General features: G+C 46.3%; 23 protein-coding genes. 16 read left to right on the top strand and 7 right to left on the bottom strand.

What is annotated here, in order from left to right; genetic code table 11:
• Positions 1 to 158: 158 nt before the first annotated feature.
• The 3 genes from SDEN_RS13580 to SDEN_RS13570 all read right to left on the bottom strand — a co-directional run bounded on the left by SDEN_RS13580 (position 159) and on the right by SDEN_RS13570 (position 3991).
• Complete coding sequence (locus tag SDEN_RS13580) at positions 159 to 1187, bottom strand: LacI family DNA-binding transcriptional regulator (RefSeq protein ID WP_011497039.1); 1029 nt, start codon at positions 1185 to 1187, stop codon at positions 159 to 161.
• 53 nt (positions 1188 to 1240) lie between these two features.
• On the bottom strand, positions 1241 to 2569 hold the full coding sequence (locus SDEN_RS13575; protein WP_011497038.1) for a glycoside-pentoside-hexuronide (GPH):cation symporter: 1329 nt from the start codon (positions 2567 to 2569) through the stop codon (positions 1241 to 1243).
• A gap of 90 nt (positions 2570 to 2659) precedes the next feature.
• Positions 2660 to 3991, bottom strand: a complete 1332-nt coding sequence (locus SDEN_RS13570; RefSeq protein ID WP_011497037.1) for a GH1 family beta-glucosidase — start codon at positions 3989 to 3991, stop codon at positions 2660 to 2662.
• Between the two features lie 354 nt (positions 3992 to 4345).
• On the opposite strand from SDEN_RS13570, the gene SDEN_RS13565 reads away from it, so the two are divergent.
• From SDEN_RS13565 to SDEN_RS13545, 6 genes are all read left to right on the top strand, one after another.
• Positions 4346 to 5653 (top strand): sugar MFS transporter, encoded by a 1308-nt coding sequence (locus tag SDEN_RS13565; RefSeq protein ID WP_011497036.1) that lies wholly within the window; start codon positions 4346 to 4348, stop codon positions 5651 to 5653.
• Between the two features lie 3 nt (positions 5654 to 5656).
• Positions 5657 to 8257: a glycoside hydrolase family 3 protein gene (locus SDEN_RS13560; protein WP_011497035.1), complete on the top strand. Its 2601-nt coding sequence runs from the start codon at positions 5657 to 5659 to the stop codon at positions 8255 to 8257.
• A 149-nt stretch (positions 8258 to 8406) separates the two neighbouring features.
• Complete coding sequence (locus SDEN_RS13555) at positions 8407 to 10491, top strand: glycoside hydrolase family 16 protein (RefSeq protein ID WP_011497034.1); 2085 nt, start codon at positions 8407 to 8409, stop codon at positions 10489 to 10491.
• 142 nt (positions 10492 to 10633) lie between these two features.
• On the top strand, positions 10634 to 10792 hold the full coding sequence (locus SDEN_RS20555; RefSeq protein ID WP_157599861.1) for a hypothetical protein: 159 nt from the start codon (positions 10634 to 10636) through the stop codon (positions 10790 to 10792).
• Positions 10793 to 10849: 57 nt separating this feature from the next.
• Complete coding sequence (gene mak, locus SDEN_RS13550; protein WP_011497033.1) at positions 10850 to 11752, top strand: fructokinase; 903 nt, start codon at positions 10850 to 10852, stop codon at positions 11750 to 11752.
• A 743-nt stretch (positions 11753 to 12495) separates the two neighbouring features.
• Positions 12496 to 13080 carry a hypothetical protein gene (locus tag SDEN_RS13545; RefSeq protein WP_011497032.1) on the top strand — a complete coding sequence of 195 codons (585 nt, stop codon included), beginning with the start codon at positions 12496 to 12498 and terminating at the stop codon, positions 13078 to 13080.
• A gap of 224 nt (positions 13081 to 13304) precedes the next feature.
• Here the strand turns inward: SDEN_RS13545 and SDEN_RS13540 are convergent, their stop codons facing one another.
• Complete coding sequence (locus SDEN_RS13540; protein WP_011497031.1) at positions 13305 to 13832, bottom strand: hypothetical protein; 528 nt, start codon at positions 13830 to 13832, stop codon at positions 13305 to 13307.
• A 212-nt stretch (positions 13833 to 14044) separates the two neighbouring features.
• Here SDEN_RS13540 and SDEN_RS13535 point away from each other — a divergent pair, with 212 nt between their 5' ends.
• Positions 14045 to 14839, top strand: coding sequence for a YdcF family protein (locus tag SDEN_RS13535; protein ID WP_011497030.1), 795 nt, complete (start codon positions 14045 to 14047; stop codon positions 14837 to 14839).
• A 143-nt stretch (positions 14840 to 14982) separates the two neighbouring features.
• Complete coding sequence (locus SDEN_RS13530; protein WP_011497029.1) at positions 14983 to 15642, top strand: DUF2982 domain-containing protein; 660 nt, start codon at positions 14983 to 14985, stop codon at positions 15640 to 15642.
• Positions 15643 to 15678: 36 nt separating this feature from the next.
• On the opposite strand, the gene napF is transcribed toward SDEN_RS13530, so the two are convergent.
• Genes napF through galU form a run of 3 tightly spaced genes read right to left on the bottom strand, consistent with a single transcriptional unit; the run spans position 15679 to position 18139 of the window.
• Complete coding sequence (gene napF, locus SDEN_RS13525; RefSeq protein WP_011497028.1) at positions 15679 to 16164, bottom strand: ferredoxin-type protein NapF; 486 nt, start codon at positions 16162 to 16164, stop codon at positions 15679 to 15681.
• Between the two features lie 51 nt (positions 16165 to 16215).
• On the bottom strand, positions 16216 to 17232 hold the full coding sequence (gene galE, locus SDEN_RS13520; protein WP_011497027.1) for a UDP-glucose 4-epimerase GalE: 1017 nt from the start codon (positions 17230 to 17232) through the stop codon (positions 16216 to 16218).
• Position 17233: 1 nt separating this feature from the next.
• Positions 17234 to 18139, bottom strand: coding sequence for a UTP--glucose-1-phosphate uridylyltransferase GalU (gene galU, locus SDEN_RS13515; protein ID WP_011497026.1), 906 nt, complete (start codon positions 18137 to 18139; stop codon positions 17234 to 17236).
• 310 nt (positions 18140 to 18449) lie between these two features.
• Between galU and phhA the strand changes: the two genes are divergently transcribed.
• From phhA to metA, 8 genes are all read left to right on the top strand, one after another.
• Positions 18450 to 19241 (top strand): phenylalanine 4-monooxygenase, encoded by a 792-nt coding sequence (phhA, locus tag SDEN_RS13510; RefSeq protein WP_011497025.1) that lies wholly within the window; start codon positions 18450 to 18452, stop codon positions 19239 to 19241.
• A 61-nt stretch (positions 19242 to 19302) separates the two neighbouring features.
• On the top strand, positions 19303 to 19641 hold the full coding sequence (locus SDEN_RS13505; protein WP_011497024.1) for a 4a-hydroxytetrahydrobiopterin dehydratase: 339 nt from the start codon (positions 19303 to 19305) through the stop codon (positions 19639 to 19641).
• A 227-nt stretch (positions 19642 to 19868) separates the two neighbouring features.
• Positions 19869 to 21407 carry a transcriptional regulator TyrR gene (gene tyrR / locus SDEN_RS13500; protein WP_011497023.1) on the top strand — a complete coding sequence of 513 codons (1539 nt, stop codon included), beginning with the start codon at positions 19869 to 19871 and terminating at the stop codon, positions 21405 to 21407.
• Between the two features lie 232 nt (positions 21408 to 21639).
• Positions 21640 to 22626 (top strand): fumarylacetoacetate hydrolase family protein, encoded by a 987-nt coding sequence (locus SDEN_RS13495; protein WP_011497022.1) that lies wholly within the window; start codon positions 21640 to 21642, stop codon positions 22624 to 22626.
• A 107-nt stretch (positions 22627 to 22733) separates the two neighbouring features.
• Positions 22734 to 23384, top strand: a complete 651-nt coding sequence (gene maiA / locus SDEN_RS13490) for a maleylacetoacetate isomerase (RefSeq protein ID WP_011497021.1) — start codon at positions 22734 to 22736, stop codon at positions 23382 to 23384.
• 58 nt (positions 23385 to 23442) lie between these two features.
• Positions 23443 to 24048 carry a nucleotidyltransferase family protein gene (locus tag SDEN_RS13485; protein WP_011497020.1) on the top strand — a complete coding sequence of 202 codons (606 nt, stop codon included), beginning with the start codon at positions 23443 to 23445 and terminating at the stop codon, positions 24046 to 24048.
• 231 nt (positions 24049 to 24279) lie between these two features.
• Entirely contained in the window at positions 24280 to 24924 is a 645-nt protein-coding gene (ompW, locus tag SDEN_RS13480) for an outer membrane protein OmpW (RefSeq protein WP_011497019.1), read from the top strand.
• Between the two features lie 232 nt (positions 24925 to 25156).
• Positions 25157 to 26101 (top strand): homoserine O-acetyltransferase MetA, encoded by a 945-nt coding sequence (gene metA / locus SDEN_RS13475; RefSeq protein WP_011497018.1) that lies wholly within the window; start codon positions 25157 to 25159, stop codon positions 26099 to 26101.
• Positions 26102 to 26140 lie beyond the last annotated feature (39 nt).

Below are 26140 nucleotides of genomic sequence, written 5' to 3'. Positions count from 1 at the left end.
CGAAAATAACGGCTAATTGACAGATGAAGCCCCAGGGCGTGAGGCAAACTTAATGCTCAATTCATGAGTTGGCGGCATGGCTCGTGGGGTGTTTACCTGGCTCTTGTGTTGTGGACATCGCCCTTGAGGTTATAAAGTCCTGTGTTGGCTTGCCATTATCAGGGGGTATTAGCATTGACATTGGAAAGGGCAAGGGCTTGGGACGAATCTCGAATAAAGAGTTCTGGCTGAAATGAGCTTTCAACAACGACATTTTTATCGTTATAGACCTGTTGCAGCACCCATCTAGCGGCCATTTTTCCCATCTCGTTAATGGGGTTACTGACAGTGGATAACTTAGGTGAAATGTACTGTGGAAAGGGGATATTGTCGTAGCCGATAAAAGAAATATCATCGGGTACCCGTAAGCCCCGGGCTAAACAAACGGAAATAGCGCCAGAGGCCATTTGATCGTTAGCGCAGACCACAGCAGTAATGGGTTTATTGAGGGACAACAAATGCTCCATGGCGTCACTGCCGCCAAATTCACGGAAGTTACTTTCAACGCAAAGCTCAGGATCAAATGCAATATTAAATTCTGCTAAGGCGCGCTTATGGCCTTGAAGGCGATCTCTGGCATCGAGTTTGAACAAGGGGCCTGAAATATAGGCAAGGGCTTTATGCCCTAATGACAAAATGTGTTGAGTGGCCAAGTAGCCGCCCATTTCATTTTCTAGATAGACACAACGCTCTTTTATGGCGTCGATATAACGGTTAATAAATACCACAGGGGTTGAACCTTGACTCAGCTCAATCAGATACTGATCCGAGACGGCTTCAACGTCCAAAATCAATGCGTCACAGCCGCGACTCATTAAAAACTCGACCCCTTCTTTTTCTTGCTTCTCGTCGCTGTGGCCTGAGGCGATGATCACGTGTTTATTGGCACTGCGAAGGGCGGTTTCAATTTCAGTCATCATGGGACCATAGAAGGGACCATCAAGCTGGGACACTAACACCCCGACGCTGTTTGAACGGTTCGAGGCCAATGACTGGGCAATGGTATTAGGTCGATAGCCTAATGCTTGCATTGCATCCAGTACTTTTTGCTTGGTTTTATCACTGACCTTAGTGTTGTTATTCATCACTCGAGAAACGGTCGCCAGCGATACTCCAGCCATGATAGATACGTCGTAAATTGTCGCCATATAATTGTTTTTATGCCAATCTTGGAGCCGATAACCCCAAGATTAACACGCTTTTATTTTGCTTCTCTATTTAATTCTAAATGGATTTGCTGCACTTTTTGATTGTCTAAGCTGTACCAACGCATCACCAAGGCCACCACTATCGAGCCTATGGCAGGGTATAGGGTAAAGGACAATAAAATACCTTCTTGGGTATCGAGGGTCTGCACTGCGCCTGCTTGATAGCCATAGCCTGCGAGTAACCAACCCGCTGCTGCGCCGCCGATGGCCACCCCGAGTTTGATAAAGAAAATCACCGATGAGTAAATCATCCCGGTAATACGCACGCCGTTTTTATATTGACCGTAATCGACCACATCCGCCATTTTTGCCCATAACAGGGGGGTCGCCATGTTGAAGGTGAAACCCCATATCACAAACATGCCAAAGGCCAGCACCACTTGGTCGCTCGGCACAAAGTAACTCATGATGCAGATTGCAGCGGCCAGCAGCTGCAAGCTGATGTAGGCTTTAACTTTGCAAAAACGCTTTGCTAATGGCTCGGCTAGCATGCAGCCGAAGATGTTGCCTATCATGCCTAAGGTGATGAAGAGTGTGATGGAGTCGGGCATGTTGAGGAAATATTTAACGTAGTAAATGGCAAGGCTTGTGCGTAACACCATGCCAGACAATAAACACACGGCGGCAATGGCCAGCACTCGCCATTGGTCATTGTTGAGCATGTCGATGAAGTCTTTTTTAAAGCTGGAGGCTTGGTTAATTGGGGGATGTAAGCGCTCTTTGGTGCCCCAAAAACAGGCTAAAAACATAGCCACACCTAATATGCTCATGGCCGCTATGGTCAGTTGATAGCCCTTAGCCTCATCGCCTTGCCCTAAAAAATCCACTAAGGGTAAGGTTAACCCTGAGACTAATAAGCCGCCCAGCATAGCAAATACGAAGCGGTAGGATTGCACCGATACCCGCTCCTGTGGATCCGCGGTCAGCACCCCGCCTAATGCGCAGTAAGGAATGTTAATTGCGGTATAGACCATCATTAGTGCGGTATAGGTGACGAAAGCGTAAATCATTTTTCCGTCTTCAGATAACTCTGGGGTGGTAAAGGCTAAGACACTGATACAGCCGAAGGGCAGGGCAAACCATAACAGGTAGGGGCGAAATTTACCCCAGCGCGTATTTGTCCTGTCGGCTAATGCGCCCATTAAGGGATCGGTAACGGCATCGATTAAACGCACGGCTAGAAACATGGTGCCGACAAATGCCGGTGAAATGCCGAAAATATCGGTATAAAAAAAAGTTAAAAATAGCATCACGGTTTGGAACACTATGTTACTGGCCGTGTCCCCGAGTCCGTAGGCTATTTTCTCTCTGATACTTATCATGGCTGCCTCAATGATTATTATTGTTTAAATTATGCGACGGTTTGCATCGCATGAAGCCGCTTATCGCCCGACTTAATGCCGCTGAGGCGTTCATTTTCTTGCTTGTATAAAGTCACGGTAGCCGTGGGCACTGGCTTTTAGGGTTCGCTGCTGGGTTTGATAATCAACATAGACAATCCCGAAACGTTTTAAATAGCCTTCAGCCCATTCAAAATTATCCATTAAACTCCAGGCAAAGTAGCCAATCACATTCACCCCTTGTTCGATGGCATTATTCACGGCATTCAAGTGAGCATTATAGTATTGCAGTCTGTCTTGATCATCCACGTTACCGTTTTGCAGTTTATCGTCCATCGCCGCGCCATTCTCTGTGATGTAGACAGGAGGCAGTGGATATAGTGCATTGAGAGAAGTCAATAAATCGGTAAAGGCTTGGGGGTAAATCTCCCAGCCCATCTGGGTTTTAGGCACATTTTGCATGTCGACTTGGCTAAATCCTGTTTTTTCATCGGCTTTATAGACTGCGCGGGTATAGAAGTTAATCCCTAAGAAATCCAGCGGCTGGGCGATGATATCAAAATCTCCCTCTTCAATGCTTGGCAAGTCTTCACTGGCCAAATCCTCGATAATATCGGGGTAACAACGGTCAAACAACGGCTTAATGTACCATTGATTGAAATACTCATCGGCTTGCTTGGCGGCGCGGATATCTGCGGCGGCATCTGTGGCGCTATAACAAGGAGTAAAATTGAGCACGATACCATTTTGGCTATTGGGGCTGTTTTTTTGCAGCACCTTCATGGCTAAGCCGTGAGCCAGTAATAAATGGTGGGCCGATTGTCGGCCGTAGGATTTTTTAGCCAATCCAGGGGCATGAATACCAATTTCATAGCCTAAGTATGAACTGCAAAAGGGCTCATTAAAGGTGGCATAGGAATAAACTCGGTCGCCAAATGCCTGGCTTATTTTGTCGGCGTAATCGGCAAATAAATACGCAGTGTCACGATTTAACCAACCGCCATTATCTTCAATATGCTGGGGCAAATCCCAGTGATATAAGGTCACAAAGGCCTTAATGCCACGGCGATTGAGCTCATCAAGCAGGTCGATGTAAAAGTTAACGCCCTGAGGGTTTAAGCTGCCGTCTTTATGCAACACCCGTGGCCAAGAAATGGATAATCGATAGGCATCGACCCCTAATGAGTCGATGAGGTCGACATCTTCACGCCATAACTTTAAGTGCTCACAGGCGTGTTCACCATTGGATGCATCACGAATGTTACCTTCTGTGGCACAAAAGGTATCCCAGATGCAGGGCAGGCGTGAGTCGACTCCACCCTCGATTTGGAATGAGGCCGTCGCCACCCCATAAATAAACGAGGTTGAATGCATGTTTGAATCGGCTGGTAAGGATATTTTCATTGGGTTATTCGCTTAGTGTTGATTATTTTTATCAGTTATTTATCAGCAATATACTTTTTTAACATTCGAGGGGTAGCCCCTTAACAAGCGGTTTGTCACTCAGTTGAAATTGTGCTTTCGCGTTTGAAAATCGTTGACAAGCGTTATTGATATGTTAAAAATGAAAGCGCTTACATTGAGGTTAGTGATAAATTATCCAAAGATCAATAACTGATTTGGCTAATGATTACCCAATAGCAGATTGCCGCGATGACTTGCCTGTGTGGGCGAGAGCCTAAGCGATGATATTTGCGGGGGATTTGACTGACGCCAGGTACAGCAACCCAAAACGATTAACAAGAATAAGGGCATATCATGGCGACATCAGAGCTTCAATCAGAATTAACTCAGGTTAATTCAACTCATCAGCAGGGCAACTTTCGCTTTGCGTTAGTGGCGTTAACCTCGCTATTTTTTATGTGGGGATTCCTTACCTGCCTTAACGATATTTTGATCCCTTATTTAAAAAACATGTTTGAGCTCAGTTACGCCCAAGCCATGTTGGTGCAGTTTTGTTTTTTTGGGGCCTATTTTATTGTGTCTATTCCAGCTGGAGTGTTAGTCGGGAAAATCGGTTATCAAAAAGGCATAATTACAGGATTAGCCATTGCCTGTGTTGGTTGTTTACTCTTTTATCCTTCGGCGAGCTACGGCTCTTACAATATGTTTTTGTTTGCTTTTTTTGTGTTGGCATCGGGCATTACTATTTTGCAAGTCTCGGCCAATCCTTATGTGAGCGTATTAGGGCCTGCTGAAACCGCATCGTCTCGTTTAACCTTAACTCAGGCCTTTAATTCTCTGGGGACGACGGTTGCGCCATTTTTTGGTGGCTGGTTAATTTTGTCGACCGTTGAGCACGACGAGAAGATCACAGAAGTCGGTAAGGTCATAGGCCAATTGTCGGTTGAGCAACAAGCCAGCGCGGTGCAAATGCCCTATTTAATCTTAGCGGGGGCGTTATTCGCGTTAGCGCTGATTTTTATGTTACTGAAGCTGCCCTTACTGGGTAAAAAATCCTTGGATAGCCGCTCAGGGATAGCCGGCAGTGCGTGGCACTATCCACACTTGATATTGGGCGCTGTGGGTATTTTTGTTTACGTGGGCGCAGAAGTGGGCATAGGCAGCTTTTTAATTAGCTTTTTAACCCAAGAGGACATTGGCGGCATCTCTGAATCTCAGGCCGCGAACTACATAGCTTACTATTTTGGTGGTGCCATGGTGGGGCGCTTTATTGGCGCCGCCGTGATGCAAAAAATTAAAGCCGGTAAAGTGCTCGCCTTTAATGCTGTGTGTGCCTGCGTGTTGGTGACCGCGGCCATGCTGAATGTCGGCACCCTTGCCATGTGGGCATTATTACTGGTGGGATTATGCAATTCCATTATGTTCCCAACGATTTTCAGCTTAGCGTTACAAGATTTGCAGCAGCACACCAGCCAAGGCTCTGGCATCTTGTGCTTGGCCATAGTGGGGGGCGCGGTATTGCCCTTACTTCAAGGCATACTGGCGGACAGTTTTGGCATTCAACTCGCTTTCATAGTGCCGCTACTATGCTACGTATTTATTGTGTATTACGGCTTGATTGGCTGCGATGCAAAGCGTCCAGTATCTGCAGAAAAGGCATAACCTATGACATTAATTAACAGACAAAATACAGGGCCGCTTACCGGGAGCCTACTTGCCTTAGGGGTCATGCTAGCGCTTAGCGCTTGTGGTGACAGTCAGCAAGTAAGTTCAGCTAAGGATGCGGCTGAAGCACCGCAAAAGGCGGCCAATTCTTTGGCTATTTGGCCTGAACTTGTGCCTGCCATAGGGAAAGATCCGCAGTTAGAAGCCAAGATAGAGGCACTGCTTGCCCCCATGACCTTAGGGCAAAAAGTGGCGCAAATGATCCAACCAGAAATTCGCGATATAACGGTTGAAGACATGCGCAAATATGGCTTTGGCTCATACCTCAATGGCGGCGGTGCTTATCCCAATAACGATAAACATGCCACGCCAGCGAATTGGGTTGCATTGGCAGAAGCTTTCTATCAAGCGTCGGTGGATGACAGCCTAGATGGCAGCACTATCCCAACCATGTGGGGAACCGATGCGGTGCACGGCCATAATAATGTCATTGGCGCCACCTTGTTCCCGCACAACATAGGGTTAGGGGCGGCGAATAACCCTAAGTTAATCGAGAAAATTGCTGCCATTACCGCTAAAGAAGTCATGGTGACAGGCATAGATTGGGTGTTTGCCCCTACGGTTGCCGTGGTTCGTGATGATCGCTGGGGCAGAACCTACGAAGGCTATTCGGAAGACCCACAAATTGTAAAAGCCTATGCATACGCCATCGTTGAGGGGCTACAGGGGGCTGTTAAGGGTGACTTTTTATCTGATCAACACGTGATTTCAACGGTTAAACACTTTTTAGGCGATGGCGGCACTGAAAAAGGCGTAGATCAGGGAGATAACTTGGCCAGTGAGCAAGACTTGTATGACATTCATGCTCAAGGCTATGTGGGCGGCCTCAACGCCGGCGCTCAAAGCGTAATGGCTTCATTTAATAGCTGGCATGGAGTAAAAAACCATGGCAATCCCTACCTGTTAACTGAGGTATTAAAAGGCAAATTAGGCTTCGATGGTTTTGTGGTGGGGGATTGGAATGGCCACGGCCAAGTGGCTGGCTGTACAAACGAGTCATGCGCTCAAGCCGTTAATGCGGGCTTAGACATCTTTATGGTGCCCACAGCGGCATGGAAACCCTTGTATGAAAACACCTTAGCCCAAGTGGAAAACGGTGAAATCAGTCAGGCGCGAATAGACGATGCGGTAAGGCGTATTTTACGAGTTAAATTGCGTGCTGGTTTGTTCGATAAACCGAGTCCTGCCAATAGGCCGTTATCCGCAGACACCCAATTAATCGGTCACCCGAGTCACAGAGATATCGCCCGCCAAGCGGTGCGGGAATCCTTGGTCTTGCTTAAAAACAACCAATCATTATTGCCGCTAAATCCTAACATCAAGGTACTGGTCGCCGGGGATGCCGCCGACAATATCGGTAAGCAATCCGGTGGCTGGACTATTACTTGGCAGGGGACTGATAATCAAAATAGTGATTTCCCTGGCGCCAGCTCCATTTATGCTGGCATTGAGCAGCGCCTAGCCCAAGGTGGCGGCGAGGCAATACTCAGCCCTAGGGGAGAATTCAGCCCAGAGCAAAAGCCTGATGTGGCGATCGTGGTGTTTGGTGAAGAGCCTTACGCCGAAGGCAATGGTGATATTGATAACTTAGAATACCAACGGGGGGACAAGCGTGACTTGGCGTTACTGAAAAAGCTTAAAGCCCAAGGTATTCCTGTGGTGTCCGTGTTTATCAGTGGCCGGCCTATGTGGGTCAATCCTGAGATTAATCAATCGGATGCCTTTGTTGCTGCCTGGCTGCCAGGCAGTGAAGGTCAAGGCATTGCGGATGTGTTGTTTAGGGAGAATGACGGCAGCCTAGCCCATGATTTTGTGGGTAAGTTATCGTTTTCATGGCCGGCAACGCCGCAGCAAACTCAGGTTAATCTTCCCTTAGCGCAACACAAGGGCACATCCGCTGATTATCAACCCCTGTTCCCCTATGGTTACGGCTTGACCTATCGGTCAGGGCTCACCGATGGGAAAGCGCTAGCGCCATTGCCTGAAGACAATATGGCAACCAGCCAAGCCCTAGAAGATCTTGCCTTATTTGAGCGGGCAGTGAAATCACCTTGGTCTATGTACATAGCCAGTAAGGGTGATTGGCAGACTTTGTCGAGCAGTGTCGCTGAGAATAGTGCCCTTAAAATCCGCACTATGGATAGGCAAGTACAAGAAGATGCCCGTTTAGTCCAATTTAATGGGACTGAACTGGGTACTGTGGGTTTAGTGAGTAATTTCCCAAGAGATTTTCGCGCCTACAGTGATGCTGATTCGGCTTTGTCGCTCAGTATTAAAGTTGACAGTGCATTAAATCAACCTTTGTGGCTGGGTATGGCTTGTGAAGGCGACTGCCGTGCACAGTATGACATTAGTAAACAAGTGACCGTAGGTGAATGGAACAATGTCAGTGTGGCACTGAATTGCTTTGTGCAAGAATCGATGGACTTTGGCAAGATGGTATCGCCTTTTTATCTTGCGACAGATGCTAAGGTTCAGCTGAGCTTTAGCGATGTCCTTATTCAAGCAAACCATCAAGCACACACTATTCAATGTAATTAATCATTAACCATTTGCGCGGTTCAGGCTTTGCTGATTTCAGTAAAGCCTAGCCAATAGCATGCAAAGATGTGCCGAGTGAAACAGTTGATGGGCCCTGAGTTGGACTCCGTTATTGACAACGTGCGATTAAATTTTGTTTAGGAGCAAAAATGAATCATCAAATAAATGGGCTATCTTTTCAGCTTAATATCATCGCGATTGCCTTGTCAGGACTGTTTTTATTAGGGTGTGGTTCAGGCAACCCCACAGTTGTTGACGAAGTTGAAGCAACACCTCCCACAAGCATTACGGGTTGGCAGATGGTGTGGCAAGATGAATTTGACGGTACAGAAGTCGATAGCAGTAAATGGAGTTTTGCAGTTGATTGTTTTGGTGGTGGTAATGATGAAGCGCAGTGTTATACCGCAAGATCTGAAAACTCGCAGGTGGCGGAAGGGCTATTAACCATCACCGCCCTAAGAGAGACATTCTCAGGGCCTGCAGTGAATGACTCTGATCCAAATTATGATCCTTTAGATACGTCTAAAACCTTGGACTATACCTCTGCAAGATTAGTCTCCAAAAACAAAGGTGACTGGAAGTACGGTCGATTTGAAATTCGCGCTAAGTTACCGCAAGGCCAGGGCACATGGCCTGCTATTTGGATGTTACCAACTGACTGGGTGTATGGCCCTTGGGCGGGATCCGGTGAAATAGATATCATGGAAGCCGTTAACTTAACAACGGTGACCAATGGGGGCGAACCTGAATCAGCGGTTCACGGCACATTACATTTTGGCAAAACCTGGCCGAATAATGTTTACAGTGGTCAAGATTACCATTTACCAGAGGCACAAAATCCCGCCGATGATTTTCACGTTTACGCCCTAGAATGGCAAGAAGATGAGATCCGTTGGTATGTCGATGATGTGCATTATGCTACCCAACGCTCGTCTGGTTGGTACAGCCAATACACTGATGAAAATGGCGCTACCGCCAATGCACCCGGTGACGCACCTTTTAACCAACAATTTCATATGTTGCTTAATCTTGCGGTAGGCGGGTCTTGGGCGGCGAATGTCAATAACACTGGCATTGATGAAAGTGTGTTCCCACAGACGATGCAAATTGATTATGTGCGTGTGTATGAATGTGCTGACTCACCGAACACAGGAGCTGGTTGCGCCGCTATTGATGATGCGGCGATTATCGTGCCGGGTCATAGCGCACCAGAGATTGTGATACCGGATACACAATTTGGTCAAGGGCCCACTTTTAGCCTATTCAGTTATGCCGATACCATCGCACTCAACACCAGTTTATCTTTTGGAAGTTATAACCCAGATGGCGCGATAACCTATCAAGTTGGTAGTGATGATGTGCGCGGTGAGGTGCTTGAAATCACCAAAATAGCAACAATAGGTAATGTATTTTTTGAATATTCTCCACGGGTTGATTTATCCCATTGGCAAGCTCTGGGTGAGTTAGTGTTTGATATCAATATCGCCTCAATCACACAGGGAACAGAAGTGTTGGTTAAAGTCGACAGTGGTTGGCCAAAAGTGGGTGACATGAGTATTTCACTGCCGACTAACCTCAATGAATGGCAAGAAGTCAGAGTGCCACTTGCCAGCCTTGTGGCCAGTGGTAATCGCTTTTCACCGGGTAGCACTGTCAATTTGGCCGATGTTGTTAATCCATTTGTTATTGAACCTACTGGGCCAGTGGTATTCAAACTGGATAATATTCGTTATGAATATCAAGTGGCTCAGCAGACCGAGTTAGTGGTATATGATGATGCCGCTGTTGCTCCCTATGCTTTTGGTTTATTTGCAGCATCTGGACAATTAGTAGAGGAGCAAGTCGATGTGGGAGGCGAGCATAAAATAGTGACCCAATTAACCTTTAATACCAATGAAGCTGTAGGGTTTTATCAAAGTAGCGGCACTGTGATGGATTTCAGCAGCTTTAACTTCTTATCATTCGATTTGAATGTGGTAACAGATCCGCGTGAAGTGCGAAATATGAAGATTAAAATGGACTGTCAAACCCCCTGTAGTTCAGGAGATTTTGACATAACCCCACCGGATATCGGTGCGTGGACCCATTATAATATTGCATTAACTGATCTGGTGGCTAACAAGGGTTCAAGTTTAGATTTGACCAAAGTTGATACCCCGATGGTTATTTTCCCGAAGTGGGGCGATCAACAAGGCGTCGTATTGCAAATTGATAATATTAAGCTAATCAAATAGAAATCAAATATGCCACCCTTGATATATCGATTTAACTGCAGGATATGTTAAGTATTATTACTGAATACGAATGCAAGAATGAAGGGTTTACTTTGACTGAGGCAGCGCTTGGCTTAGTATCAATTTCAATGGGGTTTTGAGCATGGGGCGAACCACAAAGAATGCTGGCCCCAAGAACAGCCTTGAGCTTAGCGATGAAACAGCCTTGAGCAGCCTTGAGCTTAATCATAACATTAGCCTTAACATTAGCCCTGAGCTTAATCATGACATTAGCCCTGAGCTTAACCATGTGTTTAGCTAAGACTAGGCCTATGACTCGGGCTAAGACCCAAACAATAATAAGATGGAGTAACAAGATATGATGCGCATGGGTGTGGATCTAGGTGGCACTAAGATAGAGATTTTGGCCATTGATGAACAAGGGCACGAGCTATTTAGAAAGCGCATTCCAACGCCTAAGGAATATCCTGGCACCTTGGCGGCGATTTGTGAGCTAGTTAATGCCGCTGAAACTGAAACTGGCCTTAAAGGTACAGTGGGCGTGGGTATTCCGGGCGTAGTCTCACCTTTTACTGGCTTGGTTAAGAATGCCAACTCCACCTGGATCAATGGCAAGCCCTTAGATAAAGACTTAGGCGAATTGCTCAAGCGTGAAGTGCGGGTCGCCAACGATGCCAACTGCTTTGCAGTATCAGAAGCCGTGGACGGCGCAGCTGCCGGCAAGGGATTAGTGTTTGGGGTGATTATTGGCACAGGCTGCGGCGGCGGTATCGCGGTTAATGGCAAAGTACACGGCGGTGGCAACGGTATCGGCGGTGAATGGGGTCACAACCCTTTGCCTTGGATGACGGCAGATGAGTTCAATAGCACTGAATGTTTCTGCGGTAATAAAGACTGTATCGAAACCTTTATTTCTGGCACAGGCTTTGTGCGTGACTTTAATACAAACAGTAGCCAATCCTTGCCCTGTGGCAATGATGTAATGGCCCTTGTGGAAGCGGGTGATCCAACTGCGGTGGCGGCATTTGAGCGCTACCTTGACCGTTTAGCGCGTGCGCTCGCCCACATGATCAACATGCTCGATCCCGATGCCATAGTGTTAGGGGGCGGCATGTCACAGGTGCAAGCCATTTACCCAAGATTGCCAGCACTGCTGCGCCAATACGTTTTGGGCGGCGAATGTGATACCCCAATTTTGGAAAACAAATTCGGCGGCTCATCCGGCGTACGCGGCGCCGCCTGGTTATGGGGCAAGGTGTGAGCGAGCAGTGCAATTGTAAGAGCCAAAGCGATTGCAAGTGAGTTTACGCGTCAGCCTGTAGCTTAAGTTACTCAGCTTCAGTACTAAAACAAACCACCAAACCCACAGCTTCGAGGTAGACTCGAATCTGTGGGTTTTGTTTTATATGGGATTACGGGGGGAGTAAGTAATAGTCGGTAATGCTTTGTTAAAAGTTAGTATTGAAAACTCCTGCATTTAGGCTTGCCATGGTCTTTTTATTACAAAAAAGTTATCGACGCGCCGCCTCTGAATTTAAATCAAAAGTGTCCTGGAGGGCTCGAACATCCTGACCATAGGAATGGACTCACAAATATTGCGATGGCATAGTCAAAGGTGTTCTCGACATCATGATGACATTTCCCACATCTGTGTGGGTCAGATGCCAGAGAGCAGCCATGGGCCAGACGGTCGCCTCACACTCACATGATGGAAAGACATGGTTCACCTTGTTAGCAGTGCGTAATACGTGGGCTAATTTGTCGGCGACTCAATGGGGTCAGCACGATTGAGTCAAAGAGTTGGTTTCGGGCGTTGAAGTAGAATATGGTAAGGTTGAAAACTGTCGTCACAAGCTCTAACTCTTTCAATTTAAAATCGAAAGCTGTATGTTGAGCCTTGTACTTTGAGCTCGACATCTGAAACGATTAACATCGCTTATGGGATTAAGCTGGTTCATAACTCGGGCACTAATAATAAAATTGATATAACAATAAGGGAATATAATGAAATACCTTCTACCTCTGTTTTTCCTCATCTTTACTTCAGGTTGTGCGGTTAAAATGAATGATCTTAAACCCGCGACTAAGTCTGCTCATTTCACCTTAGAACAAGATCTCTATGTAGAAGGCATATATGGGCTATTAAACTATCACTGGGTTCACGGACTTAAGGCGGGTACCTATGTCCTGATCGGTGAAGATAAAGAAGGTTTTTACTACCATAATTCGGGGGATGTCGTCATTGCTCTCTCTGAAGAATACGCGGATTCATATTTAAAAAAGGGTGTGATGCCAGCTTATGGTCAAAGGAATTTCCCTAATGCTGGCCCTGGCGGTTTATGGATCCCTAAAGACAAGCAAGCCAAACCGCAGATTTATTATTTACCCAATACGGGCCCATCCATTGACTCGACCATTGCTGGTGGCAATATCGGCTTGACGACTACTGGAAGTGGTCCCGGCTTCCTCGTAGGTGCTGTGACTATGAGTGTAATAGCTGAAATGGTGAGAGGATCTATTCAAAAAATTAAACTTGAAGAATTTTCTGAAATATTTACAGATGTAAAAATTGTTGAAACGCTTATGTAACTTTGTATAAGCGAGCTTAGCGTACAGGCTAGCTATGGCACTTGCTTAAAAACCGCTCTTCGACTCGATAGAGGATTTTGAGGATAGTGCCGATTTGTTGTGAGCAGAATACCTGTTCCGAAACTCGCGAGTTAATATCAGCCAGCTTGTTGATAAGTATCGTTAAAATTCAATGAAGAGTAATGTAAAATACTTGCTATACATTACTCTTATTAGGATCTGAATTAGTTTATTAATTTATAAGCTGTCCAGCTTTCGCCTGTTCTTTGATCTACCCCTTTAATAATATTGGGTAACACTTCGGTTACTTGGTATTTCCATAAGCAACGAGTGCGGTTAAGGCCTGCACTGAAGTCAGTACAGAAGCTGAGTTGGTTTAATTCAGTAACTGTGACTTGGGTAATATTAAATTGATAGTTGCTTTGGTCTTCAATTACACCGCCATCGTTAAAAAAGTCTAGCTTCTTGTCGATGCCACTAACATCATAAGTTAACCGCCACTTTGTTCCTTTAATGCTATCAAAGGTCACTCTTGCTTGATTGTTCTGAAGCTTATATTTGAGTTCCCCGTTGCTGGTTTGCCAGATCACATCGAGCCGATGATCACCATCCATGTCTTTCAATAAAAATGTCTGCACATCTTCACCCTGTAGTAGTGTTTGGGTCTCCTTAAATTCAATGTCAGCTGCAGTAGCTATAAAAGTATTAATGGCCATTGCCCCACAAACACCGAGTATGGTTTTCTTTTTCATTGTTGTAGTTCCTTGAGTTATTATTAATTGCACCTTTTTTGGTGCCTTATAAATCTCTCATACTTTTTTATTCCTGCAAGTAAATGAGCGGTGGAAATGTAAGCAGTCAGTTTAAATTGTTTAAATCAGGCATGATTCCAAATCTTGGGTTTAACCCAGCTTAACGGTACACTGGCGCTATAAGGCTTCCTTTGGGGTATTTTGGAGACAAGATGTTTGATTCTGGCGTGTTTTTTTGGCTTAAAAAACTGTTAGCTCAGTTGGTTATGCCGCTTCCCTTGCTTTTTTTATTATTATTAATTTTGCTGTTTATCATCAACTGCCGTGCTGCTAAGGTTAACGCCTTGGCCAATGGACTAGTGATTACCATGTTAGCGATTGTGCTCTTGAGTCAGTTGCAGATAAGTCACTTATTAGGCGGGAGTTTAGAGCAAAGATACAGTGCCAACCATCAAGCGATTCAGGGTGAATGCACCGTGATGGTATTAGGTTCAGGCCATTCTCTGACCCTTGGCTTGAGTGCCACTCAGCAATTATCTCCCACTGCCTTAGCGAGATTAGTCGAAGGCATAAGGCAGCTTAAATTAAGCGAACCAACCACTGAGGCTCCACACTCTTGTCGTTTAGTGGTCAGTGGTTGGAATGGCGGCCGCGAAGGGGCGTCCCACGCCGAAGTCATGGCGCTGGCGGCCCAAGAGCTTGGCGTATCGAAAGCGCAAATTACCACCTTCCCAGAAGCCAGAGATACCATTGAAGAATTGATGAGCATGAAGCAAATAATGGGGGAAGCGCCTTTTAGGCTTGTGACTTCAGCCACCCATATGTCAAGAGCTATGAGGATAGCCAGAAGTTTAGGCTTAAATCCTGAAGCGGCGCCGAGCAACTTTCTTGCTGGCGATGGATATTGGTGGCGTTTATCTGCCGATAATTTAATTCTTTCTCAAGCATCCCTTCATGAATATGTCGGCATGTTATGGCTCGATGTAAAACGCGGGTGGAATAACTAATGATGACGCCAAAGCCTTCGAATGAGCCTTCAAATGGGTCTTCAAGTGAACCTTCAAACCCACTAGATCCCAACTCATCGGCTGAACAAGTTGATCATGGGGGGGGAAATAAGGGCGCAAGCTTAAACAGCGACGCGGCTTTAGTGACTGAGTTGACCATTAAGCCTTATTCAAAGCGCAACGGCTTAACCTTAACCTTGGTCGGTTGGATAAGCGCCTTGTTAGGGCTCACCTTCGTGCTGTCTATGACTCAGCTGTTCGCCCCAGGAATCGTCTTTATTGGCATAGGCATGACCTGTTTGGTGCTGGGTATCGCTAAGCTTTATGAGCCTGAGGTCAGTCTTAGATTAACGCCCAGTGGCCTTGATTATTACCATAGACGCGGCAGCTGGCATATGGATTGGGATAATATTCACCGCTTGGATAGTGTTAGAGTCAGTCAAAACTTAGACTTGATTGAATTGCCTTACATCGGCTTTAAACTGAATAAAATCAATCCACTATTGGATTGTATTTCCCCTCGCTTAGCCACAGGTTTACTGACAGAGCAGCGGCCGCTATTGATGACGGCGGCAACCCAAGATGAAGATTTGCAAGAGTTGGAGCATTTTTTGGGGGCAGAATTTACCCCTCTTGAAGTACACGGCGAACGTTACAAAGGCGTACTGGCCATGTTCGGCCACAGGGCGCAGACCTTAAATAGCCAGTTGGGTTACCATATTTACTTGCCCCATGATTGCCTCGACAGAAGTCCAAGGGAATTTATTAGCCTTATTAATGAGTGGCGAAAAATCTATGGATAAGTGCTCATTTGAGCGCATATTAGATTTGAGCTCAGATTAGTCTGGCTTGATAACGTTAATGGCATCCGCTGGGCAAGGTGAGACGCAGGCGCCGCAGCCGGTGCAGGCATCTAAATCTATATGTGGTTTAGGCACTTGACCTACTGCCATCACAAAGTTGATGGCCCTAGGCTCACAGGCATCTTTGCAGCTTTGACACCAAATGCCATTTTGGGTGAGGCAGGCTGAGCTGATTTCGGCCTTAATGGCCCAAGGGGCCGTTTGGTGGAGGTCAAAGATGGGCTCAGGGCAGGCGCTGACACATTTCTCACAAAACGTGCATTCATCTTGATTGAAATTAACCTCGGGGAAGCCGCCATCGCCTCGGCTGATGATGTGAGTCTCACATACTTTGATGCAGGCATCACAGCGGCTACAAAGATCGGTGAAGTCGATATCTGCCTTCACCCAAGGTGGCCGTAGTGCATCGTTAGTTTGACGCCGAAAGAAACGTCGCCGCCCTTGATCTATCCCTTGAGTCACAATTCTTACCTCTTGCCTTAGCCTTGCAGTATGTCGATGTAAAGCTACGCGCTAGCGTGAACGATAACCATTAGGATTGGTTGACTGCCAATGCCAGCTACTGGCCGCCATATCATCTAAATTATACTTGGCTTGCCAGCCAAGTTCAGCCAGTGCCAAGCTTGGGTCCCCATAATAACATGCCAGATCGCCGGCGCGCCTCGGGCTGACTTGATAAGCAATAGGCTTACCGCAGGCGCTTTCAAACGCTTTAAGCATATCAAACACACTGCCGCCTTTACCTGTGCCCAAGTTGTAGGTCACAAGACCTGGTTTTGTGGCGAGTTTATTCAGTGCCAGCAAATGCCCTTTAGCCAGATCAACAACATGTATATAGTCACGCACCCCAGTGCCATCATGGGTGGGATAGTCATCACCGAAGATGTGCAGTTTCTCTCTTTTCCCCACCGCGACTTGGGCAATAAAAGGCATCAAATTATTGGGGATATCGTTGGGGTCTTCACCAATCAAGCCACTTTCATGGGCGCCAACTGGGTTAAAGTAACGCAGGCGGGCGATATTCCAGCTGTTGTCAGAGATATAGAGGTCGTTAAGAATTTCTTCAACCATGAGCTTTGAACGGCCATAGGGATTACTGGCCCCTAAGGGAAAGTCTTCAGTAATCGGCAGTTTCAGTGTTTCGGCGTACACGGTCGCCGAGGAGCTAAAGACTAAGTTTTTAACCTTAAATTCCGCCATGACTTCACACAAGACTAAGGTGCCCGTAACGTTAGTTTCATAATATTTAAGGGGTTTTTGCACCGACTCTCCGACGGCTTTTAAACCCGCAAAGTGGATAACGCTGTCTATCTTGTTGTCGGTAAAGATTTTTTGCAGTAACGGTTTATTGAGAATATCCCCTTGATAGAAGCTCATTGTCTTGCCTGTGATGGTTTCCACTCGTTTAAGGGCTTCAAGGCAAGAGTTACTTAAATTATCTATTATGATGACTTCTTGGCCGGCATTCAGCAGCTCGACCACAGTATGAGTGCCTATGTAACCTGCGCCGCCTGTCACTAAAATGGTCATGTTAGCGCTCCTTGACTAAGGCTTTAAGGTATTGACTAAAATCACAGCCGATTTCAGCGTGACGCAGGGCGTATTCCACATTGGCGCGCATATAGCCTTGTTTATTGCCGCAATCATGACTCTTGCCTTCCATGGCATAGGCATTGACGGTTTGCTGCTGCATTAACATGGCGATGGCGTCGGTGAGCTGAATTTCATCGCCGGCGCCCGCAGGGGTCTTGGCTAATAAGGGCCAAATTTCAGCTGGGAGTACATAGCGGCCCACAACCGCGAGGTTTGATGGCGCTTCATCTATGCTTGGCTTTTCAACAAGCGCGATGAGTGGCTTGGATTCACCCGGCTTGAGATCGTGACCATTCACATCGGCAATGCCGTATTGATCAACCACAGCATGGTCAACACCTTCAACCATGATTTGGCCCACTTGTGTTTCATCGAACAGGCTGACCATCTTGGCAAGGTTATCACGGCGAAGATCGCAGCTAGCCTCATCCACTAATACGTCCGGTAACAATACCGCGAAGGGATTATCACCCACCACGTGTTTAGCGCACAAAATAGCGTGGCCTAGGCCCTTAGCTTGGGATTGACGCACGCTGATCACAGTCACATCTTTGGGGCAAATCGATTGCACCGCATCTAATAGCTGACGTTTTACCCGCCGCTCTAATTGGGCTTCTAGCTCAAAACTGGTGTCGAAATGGTTCTCGATGGAGTTTTTACTGGCATGGGTCACCAGCACGATTTCTTTAATGCCGGCGGCAATAGCTTCAGATACCACGTATTGAATGAGTGGCTTATCCACTATGGGCAGCATTTCTTTGGGAATGGCCTTAGTGGCCGGTAACATGCGAGTGCCAAGGCCAGCAACAGGGATGACAGCCTTACGAACGAGATGAGTCTTCATGAATAACCTAAATATCGCGATACAAATCTGAGTAATGCTGACATTGTAACTAACTTAAGTGGAATTGCATGTGAATTTGCACCGAAATAACACTATGGTCTGCTTTAATCTTCATAGAAATATCTTATGGCTCACATTTTTATCTAGTTGAATTACTTGTTTAATCAGGGAGTAAATTTGGGTTTGTATGCTTAAGTTTACAATTTATGCACCCAAGTCTCAGGACTATAAAGACCCTAAGAGTTAACAAATTGTGCGCCATGGCACACTATGGTGGGAGTGAAGTTGACGTAAAGTGGAACTTATTAAGATGGCGACAAAATACATTTCCCATACCCCAGATGCTAATGGTGTTATTGACTATAGCCCTGAGGAAAACCATATTTGGCAGCGACTCTATGAGCGCCAAGTGACCAATATGCCAGGCCGCGCCTGTGATGCTTATATGCAGGGTTTAGACGCGCTGAATATGTCAAAAGACAGCATTCCCCAGTTAGGTGACATAGATAAGGTGCTACTTGAGGCCACAGGTTGGAAGACTGCTGCCGTGCCGGCACTTATTCCTTTTGGGCGTTTTTTTGAGTTACTGGCCAATAAAGAATTTCCGGTGGCGACCTTTATTCGCAGCGAAGAAGAGTTCGATTACTTGCAAGAGCCTGATATATTTCATGAAATATTTGGACACTGCCCCTTATTAACCAACCCAGCGTTCGCTCATTTTTCCCACATGTATGGCAAGCTAGGTCTTGCGGCAACCAAGGAAGAACGTATTTTTCTCGCGCGTCTGTATTGGTTCACCATAGAATTTGGCCTAGTGCAGGGTAAGGGCGAGCCGTTAAATATTTATGGCGGCGGTATCTTAAGCTCACCTGGGGAAACCTTGTATGCCTTAAGCGATGACCCAGAACGCAAGCCCTTTGATTTACTCGAAGTACTGCGTACCCCATATCGTATCGATATTATGCAGCCCATATATTATGTGATTGAATCTGTTGATTATCTTGATGAGATAGCCAACATGGACATCATGGCCTATGTGGCCAAAGCACAAGAACTTGGCTTACTGCCCGCGAAATTTGCCCCAAAAGTGAAAGCGAGTTAAGCCGCTAGCATTAGCGACATTATCTAAACAGAATAGAGAAATACTTAAGACAGGAGTTGTTATGAACGCGTTAACCAGCATGAAGTGTGAAGCTTGCCAAGCCGATGCGCCTAAGGTGTCTGATCAAGAATTAGCCGAACTTATTCGTTTGATCCCAGATTGGGGCGTCGAAGTCCGCGACGGCATAATGCAACTTGAACGAGTCTATAAGTTTAAGAACTTTAAACTTGCCATGGCATTCACTAACAAGCTTGCCGATGCCGCAGAAGAAGAAGGGCATCATCCAGGGATATTGACTGAGTGGGGCAAGGTGACAGTGACTTGGTGGTCACATTCAATTAAGGGCCTGCATAAGAATGATTTCATCATGGCTGCCAAGACAGACCAGTTGTTAGATTAAGTTTTAAATCAATAAAAAACAGCAGCTTACCTTAATGGAGGCTGCTGTTTTTTTTATGGCGCATTCACTGGTCTGTAAACAAGACTTGCCACTTGTGAAATAACCTTCTAACGTATCCCAGTCAAGACGTGTGCAGTGGTGTTAATTCTGCCCTGCAATCACGGCTTAATGCCCATAAATTCATTACCCATTCCAAAAAAATCATTATAAAAAGGAATAGTTGCATCATGCGTTTGGAAGTCAGTTGTATCGACCGGGTCGGTTTAGCCAAGGATATTTTGGTTATTTTAGAAAGATATGGCATCAATCTTATCGCCATCGACGCCAGCAATCGCGGTTTCTTATATTTGCAATTTGCCGAGATTAGTTTTGAAACTTTGCGTGAACTTATGCCGCTTATCCGTAAAGTGGAAAGCGTGCACGATGTGCGCACTGTGTCCTTTATGCCTTCAGAGCAAGAGCATTACGCCTTAAAAACCTTATTGCAAACCCTGCCAGACTCAGTTTTTTCTATCAATGCCAAGGGCCGAATTCGCATAGTGAACGAATCGGCATTACTGACCTTAAGCATGGCCGAGCATGAAGTGCTGGATGAATCTCTCAACCATTGGGTGCAAGGCTTTAACTTTGGTCGTTGGCTCAGTGAGCCGCAAGTGTTGGCGCAGGCGACAAGGGTCACCATAGGCACGAACGAATACCTTGCCGAAATGCTGCCGATTTACCTGCCTGATGAAAACGACAGCCAAATTCTTGCCGGCGCCGTGGTGTCGCTTAAATCGCCTGCTCGAGTCGGCAAGCAATTTAATGCTTTGCAAAATCAGACCACGGGCTTTGAAAGCGTATTGGCCATGAGTGACAAGATGAAAGACGTGCTCAAGCAGGCAAGACGCATGGCTCAGCTGGATGCACCGCTACTTATCACAGGGGAAACCGGCACAGGTAAGGAGCTGATGGCTAGAGCCAGTCACGATGCCAGCATGCGCCGTGAAAAACCCTTTATTGCCATCAATTGCGCCGCGCTTCCGGACAGCGCCGCCGAAGAAGAGCTGTTCGGCTTTGTTAATCAAGGCACTGTGGTGAAGCGTGGCTTGTTCGAAGAAGCCAGTGGCGGCACTGTATACTTAGATGAAATTGCCGAAATGTCCAAAACGGCCCAGGTCAAGTTACTGCGTTTTCTGCAGGATGGCTGCTTTAGACGCATTGGTGGCGATGAAGAAGTGCGCGCTGATGTACGCATCATTTGTTCGACCCAGAAAAATCTCGCCGAGCTTTGTCAAACCGATGAGTTTAGAGAAGATCTTTATTATCGTATTCATGTGCTTAGCTACCATATGCCCGCCCTTCGGGAGCGAAAGGTGGATGTCATCCCACTGACAGAAATGTTCCTCGAGCACTACAGTCAGCAGTTATCTAGCCCCTTAAGGCGTATCTCTGCCAGTTGCCGTGATTACCTGTTCAGCTATGCCTGGCCTGGCAATGTGCGCCAACTGAAAAATGCGGTCTTTAGGGCGGTGTCCATGTGGGATGGCGCCACAGAGCTCACGGTAGAGCAGCTTAAACTGCCATCCTATGCCGAAGGTTTTGGCTATTTCGATGAAGAATTTGAAGGTAGCCTAGATGATGCTATGAAAGAGTACGAAGCCGGATTGCTCAGACGCTTGTATCCCGCTTATCCCAGTACCCGCCAACTGGCGAAAAAACTCGGGGTATCCCATACGGCGATTGCCAATAAGCTTAGGGATTATCAGATAGTCAAGAAACGCTAAGGCAATGTAACGAATTAGTGCCATGGTCTGTTACTTTTTGAGCAATAAGCTAAGCTAACTGATTGATATAAGATGGTTAGCTTAGTTTGTACTGAAAAGTTTACAGAAATGACCTGGCCAAGATAAAATGTGATTTTGCGCACGCTATAGGAATTTGACTGCGCTTAAGGTATTTCTAGCGCCATAGAGGCTGTTTTCTGCCTAGGCCAACACAATATAAGTAGGAGCAACAATGAAACTTGCAAGCTATAACAATGGACGCCGCGATGGTCAGCTAATGCTAGTGAGCCGCGATCTCACCCAGGCTGTCGCTGTTCCTGCTATTGCTCATACCATGCAGCAATTACTCGATGCTTGGGCACTGCTTAAGCCACAACTGCAAGAACTTTATGACGCCTTGAACGCTGGGCAAATGGATAACGCGGTTGCATTTGATCAAAGCAAATGCCTGTCGCCATTGCCACGTGCTTACCAATGGGCCGATGGCAGTGCCTATGTGAATCACGTTGAATTGGTGCGTAAAGCCCGCGGCGCTGAAATGCCAGAAACCTTCTGGACTGATCCCTTGGTCTACCAAGGCGGCTCAGACAGCTTTATCGCGCCGACGGCCGATATCGAGATGGCAAGCGAAGACTGGGGCATAGATTTCGAATCTGAAATTGCCGTGGTCACTGACGACGTGCCTATGGGCGTGAGTGCTGACAATGCAGGCGAGCACATTAAGCTACTTATGTTAGTGAATGATGTGTCACTGCGTAACCTTATTCCAGGCGAATTGGCTAAAGGCTTTGGTTTCTTCCAATCTAAGCCATCCAGCAGTTTCTCTCCTGTTGCCATTACGCCCGATGAGTTAGGCGACAAGTGGCAAGACTCGAAAGTACATTTGCCTTTAGTGACTCACCTAAACAATGATTTGTTTGGTCGTCCAAATGCGGGTGTGGACATGACCTTTAACTTTAGTCAGTTAGTGGCTCATGTGGCTAAGAGCCGTCCATTAGGCGCAGGGGCGATTATCGGTTCAGGCACGATTTCAAACTATGACCGCAGCGCGGGTTCTAGCTGTTTAGCCGAAAAACGCATGCTTGAAATCATTGCCGACGGCAAAGCCAGCACGCCATTTATGCGTTTTGGTGACAAGGTACGCATCGAGATGTTTGATGACAACAATGTCAGCATCTTTGGCGCTATCGATCAGAGCGTGGTTAAATACCCAAGCTAAGCGTGTGGCTTAGTGCATAACAAAGGGGGGCTTGAGCGATTGCTTGGCCCTTTTTTAATAGGCTTTTTATAGAGATAACATTTCATCGACAATAGGGAAATATCACCATGAAACTATTTGGTTACTGGCGTTCAAGTGCCGCTTATCGGGTACGCATAGCACTGAATTTAAAAGGCTTAAGTGCTGAGCATATTTCGGTGCACTTAGTGAAAAATGGCGGCGAGCAGCACAGCCCTGAGTATGCAGAATTAAACCCTCAGCATTTGGTGCCGACCTTAGTGGACAGTAATGAAATGGGCGAGTTTAGCCTGTCGCAATCTATGGCCATCATGGAATATTTAGATGAAAAGCATCCACAAGCGCCATTATTGCCCACCAATCTTGAAGATAAAGCCATAGTGCGCGCCATGGCGCAATCTATCGCCTGTGAAGTACATCCGCTAAATAATTTACGCGTATTGCAATATTTAGTGGATGAAATGGGCCTAGACGAAGCCGCCAAGCTTAAGTGGTATCACCATTGGATTATCCAAGGTTTTGCCGCCTATGAGCTATTATTAACTCGCTACAGCGGTCGTTACAGCTTTGGCGATAGCGTTACTATCGCCGATTTATGTTTGGTGCCGCAGGTTTATAATGCCAAACGCTTTAATGTGCCTTTAGAGGCGTATCCAGAGCTAATGCGGGTATTCGATGAGTGTCAGCAGCTGGATGCCTTCAAGCAAGCGGCCCCGGAAGCCCAGAGTGATGCGAGCTAAGCTTATTCCCCCAAGGCCAAGCTTCGAGTGAGAAAGTAGGGCGCTTTCAGGAGAGTTTATGTCACTAACATCCACCTTTGTTTCACAGCAAGCCCAGCTATTTCATTGGCTACAGCACGACGAAGAGCGCATGTATGCCTTGCATGCGGCGCTTAATATCGCCAAACATAACCATATCGAACACTGGCTGATAGCCGCGGGGTTTGTGCGAAATTTGGTGTGGGATAAACTGCATGGTTACCCCTCTAACCTGATTATGGATCACGGCGAGCAAGTCGATGTGGATTTTATTTATTTTTGCTCTAAAGACAGCGCTAAGGCGCGGGATGTCGATTTGGAGCAGCAGTTTAAGCAATTAGGCGATGGCTTGGCCTGGTCGGTGAAGAATCAAAGCCGCATGCACAGTCGTAATGGTGATGAGCCCTATGTGGATCTTAAGGATGCCATGGGGCACTGGCCGGAGAAGGAAACTGCCATAGGTATAAGACTTGTGCCTAATTTAGTGTCTTTTGAATTCCATTTAGAAACCGCATTCGGCTTAGACAGCTTGTTTCAGCTGCAACTGAGTCATAACCCTCAAAGGCAATACCAGCAATTTCAAGCAAGGCTCGCCCAGAAACGCTGGCTTGAACGCTATCCCCAGTTAACCACTATCCCCAGTTAACCCAGTGCCTATTCAAGTATCTGAATAACCACCAAGCTAGGTTTAACAAGAATTATGAAGTAGTAATTATTTGTTTTTGTGAATTAGATCAAGACTCTAACTTATGATGACTCGAAGACTTTATGGGCTTGATCCAGATCAATATTCCATTGGCTCTTATGGGGCAGAGTAGCGACAACTGTAAAGGATATGAGGATTCATATCTGTCTGTCGCCCAAATGGAGTCGTAAAATGAATAATAACATCACCCTAGCTTTACTTGCAGCAGGTCTTATTACTGCAAGTTTTACTAATGTTGCTCAAGCTCATCAAGCAGGCGACATTATCGTCCGTGCTGGTATAGCAACCGTCGCGCCCAATGAATCTAGCCCTGTGGTTGCCGCCGTGGATGAATTCACTGTGGATACTAACACTCAACTAGGGCTTAACTTTGCCTATATGCTGACAGACAGTATAGGAGTCGAATTACTCGCCGCCTCGCCGTTTAGCCATGACATTTCCCTAGGATCCTTAGGTCAGATTGCCGAGACTAAGCATTTACCGCCAACACTAGTGGCCCAGTATTATTTTGGACAAGCCAGCAGCGTAGTGCGTCCTTATATAGGCCTAGGGCTTAACTACACCAATTTCTATGATAACGAATTCACCAATGACTTAAATGGTGCACTCACCAATTTAAGCATGACCTCATCTTGGGGCGTAGCCGCGCAGGTTGGCCTAGATTATAAGCTGAATAAAGACTGGTTAGTGAATGCCTCAGTGTGGTACGCCAAAATCCAAACCGATGTCAGCTTTGATATGGGCGGCATAGCGCAAAAGGTTGAAACAGACATAGATCCTTGGGTTTACATGGTGAGTGTGGGTTACAGCTTTTAAGGGCTAGCCTAAGATTAACTCTATGATTTACGCTAAGGCTAAGCAGGCCTTAAGCTGTGACAAGTCAAAACAACGCAGGAGCCAACAGGCTCCTTTTTTTGCTTACAGGTTTTGTTAATAGGTAAATAAGAAAATTTCTCATGGCTAAAAGTTAAAAGAAGGTAGACATCTAGACGTCCTTGGTTATGATGTTAGTGTGACTTTATCTTGACCATCTTATTTGGAGGCCAGTATGCCCGTAAGGATCCCTGATGATTTACCTGCAGCAGGCATTTTAGAATCAGAAAATATTTTTGTGATGTCAGAAACCCGCGCCGCCAATCAGGACATTCGACCGATGCGAGTGCTGATTTTAAATTTGATGCCAAACAAGATTGAGACTGAAACTCAGCTACTGCGCTTACTCGGTAATACCCCTTTGCAGGTCAATGTGGACTTATTGCGCATTCATGATAAGACATCGAAACACACCTCAATGGATCACATGAATAACTTCTATTGTGATTTTGAACAAGTGCGCCAGCGTAATTACGATGGCCTTATCATCACAGGCGCGCCTTTAGGGCAAATCGAATTTGAACAGGTGAGCTATTGGGATCACATTCGGGAAATCATAGATTGGTCTCAGACTCATGTCACCTCAGTGCTGTTTCTTTGCTGGGCAGCCCATGCTGCCTTGTATCATTTGTATGGTTTGCAGCGTCAGCTATTAACGACAAAATGCTCAGGAGTATTTAATCACAGCCGTACCCAAGCACTGCATCCCTTGCTGCGTGGTTTCGATGACGAGTTTTATGCGCCTCATTCACGTTTTGCCCAAATGGAGCTCGCACAAATCAAACAGCATGATGAGCTCGAAGTCTTGGCACAATCCAATGAGGCTGGTGCCTATATTATTTTAAGCCAAGATAATCGCAATTTATTTGTCACAGGCCATCCCGAGTACCAAAAAGGCACCTTAAGGGATGAGTTTATCCGTGATAGTCAAGAAGGCTTAAACCCAAGTGTGCCCTGCAATTATTTTCGTGATGATGACCCTGAACAAGACATTATCGCCCGTTGGCACAGCCACGGTTCGCTGCTGGTGAGTAATTGGCTCAACTATTACGTGTATCAGCTGACGCCTTATGATCTGTCTGATATGAGCGCCACTACCCCTTGGGAGCACAAAAAATAATCGACAATAGAGAGAAAGGCTTTCCATGGGGCAGACTTA

Source organism: Shewanella denitrificans OS217 (genome assembly GCF_000013765.1).
Lineage (GTDB): Bacteria > Pseudomonadota > Gammaproteobacteria > Enterobacterales > Shewanellaceae > Shewanella > Shewanella denitrificans.
This window is presented reverse-complemented; position numbering and strand designations above follow the sequence as displayed.

Excerpts from the sequence above, each read along its gene's own strand:
- SDEN_RS13485 (WP_011497020.1), top strand. The coding sequence starts at position 23,443 with ATGTCACTAACATCCACCTTTGTTTCACAGCAAGCCCAGCTATTTCAT.
- SDEN_RS13540 (WP_011497031.1), bottom strand. The coding sequence starts at position 13,832 with ATGAAAAAGAAAACCATACTCGGTGTTTGTGGGGCAATGGCCATTAAT.
- galE (WP_011497027.1), bottom strand. The coding sequence starts at position 17,232 with ATGACCATTTTAGTGACAGGCGGCGCAGGTTACATAGGCACTCATACT.
- SDEN_RS13535 (WP_011497030.1), top strand. The coding sequence starts at position 14,045 with ATGTTTGATTCTGGCGTGTTTTTTTGGCTTAAAAAACTGTTAGCTCAG.
- SDEN_RS13580 (WP_011497039.1), bottom strand. The coding sequence starts at position 1,187 with ATGGCGACAATTTACGACGTATCTATCATGGCTGGAGTATCGCTGGCG.
- SDEN_RS13495 (WP_011497022.1), top strand. The coding sequence starts at position 21,640 with ATGAAACTTGCAAGCTATAACAATGGACGCCGCGATGGTCAGCTAATG.
- SDEN_RS13560 (WP_011497035.1), top strand. The coding sequence starts at position 5,657 with ATGACATTAATTAACAGACAAAATACAGGGCCGCTTACCGGGAGCCTA.
- ompW (WP_011497019.1), top strand. The coding sequence starts at position 24,280 with ATGAATAATAACATCACCCTAGCTTTACTTGCAGCAGGTCTTATTACT.
- SDEN_RS13505 (WP_011497024.1), top strand. The coding sequence starts at position 19,303 with ATGAACGCGTTAACCAGCATGAAGTGTGAAGCTTGCCAAGCCGATGCG.
- SDEN_RS13575 (WP_011497038.1), bottom strand. The coding sequence starts at position 2,569 with ATGATAAGTATCAGAGAGAAAATAGCCTACGGACTCGGGGACACGGCC.
- SDEN_RS13565 (WP_011497036.1), top strand. The coding sequence starts at position 4,346 with ATGGCGACATCAGAGCTTCAATCAGAATTAACTCAGGTTAATTCAACT.
- tyrR (WP_011497023.1), top strand. The coding sequence starts at position 19,869 with ATGCGTTTGGAAGTCAGTTGTATCGACCGGGTCGGTTTAGCCAAGGAT.
- SDEN_RS13545 (WP_011497032.1), top strand. The coding sequence starts at position 12,496 with ATGAAATACCTTCTACCTCTGTTTTTCCTCATCTTTACTTCAGGTTGT.
- SDEN_RS13570 (WP_011497037.1), bottom strand. The coding sequence starts at position 3,991 with ATGAAAATATCCTTACCAGCCGATTCAAACATGCATTCAACCTCGTTT.
- galU (WP_011497026.1), bottom strand. The coding sequence starts at position 18,139 with ATGAAGACTCATCTCGTTCGTAAGGCTGTCATCCCTGTTGCTGGCCTT.
- metA (WP_011497018.1), top strand. The coding sequence starts at position 25,157 with ATGCCCGTAAGGATCCCTGATGATTTACCTGCAGCAGGCATTTTAGAA.
- phhA (WP_011497025.1), top strand. The coding sequence starts at position 18,450 with ATGGCGACAAAATACATTTCCCATACCCCAGATGCTAATGGTGTTATT.
- SDEN_RS20555 (WP_157599861.1), top strand. The coding sequence starts at position 10,634 with ATGGGGCGAACCACAAAGAATGCTGGCCCCAAGAACAGCCTTGAGCTT.
- mak (WP_011497033.1), top strand. The coding sequence starts at position 10,850 with ATGATGCGCATGGGTGTGGATCTAGGTGGCACTAAGATAGAGATTTTG.
- SDEN_RS13555 (WP_011497034.1), top strand. The coding sequence starts at position 8,407 with ATGAATCATCAAATAAATGGGCTATCTTTTCAGCTTAATATCATCGCG.
- maiA (WP_011497021.1), top strand. The coding sequence starts at position 22,734 with ATGAAACTATTTGGTTACTGGCGTTCAAGTGCCGCTTATCGGGTACGC.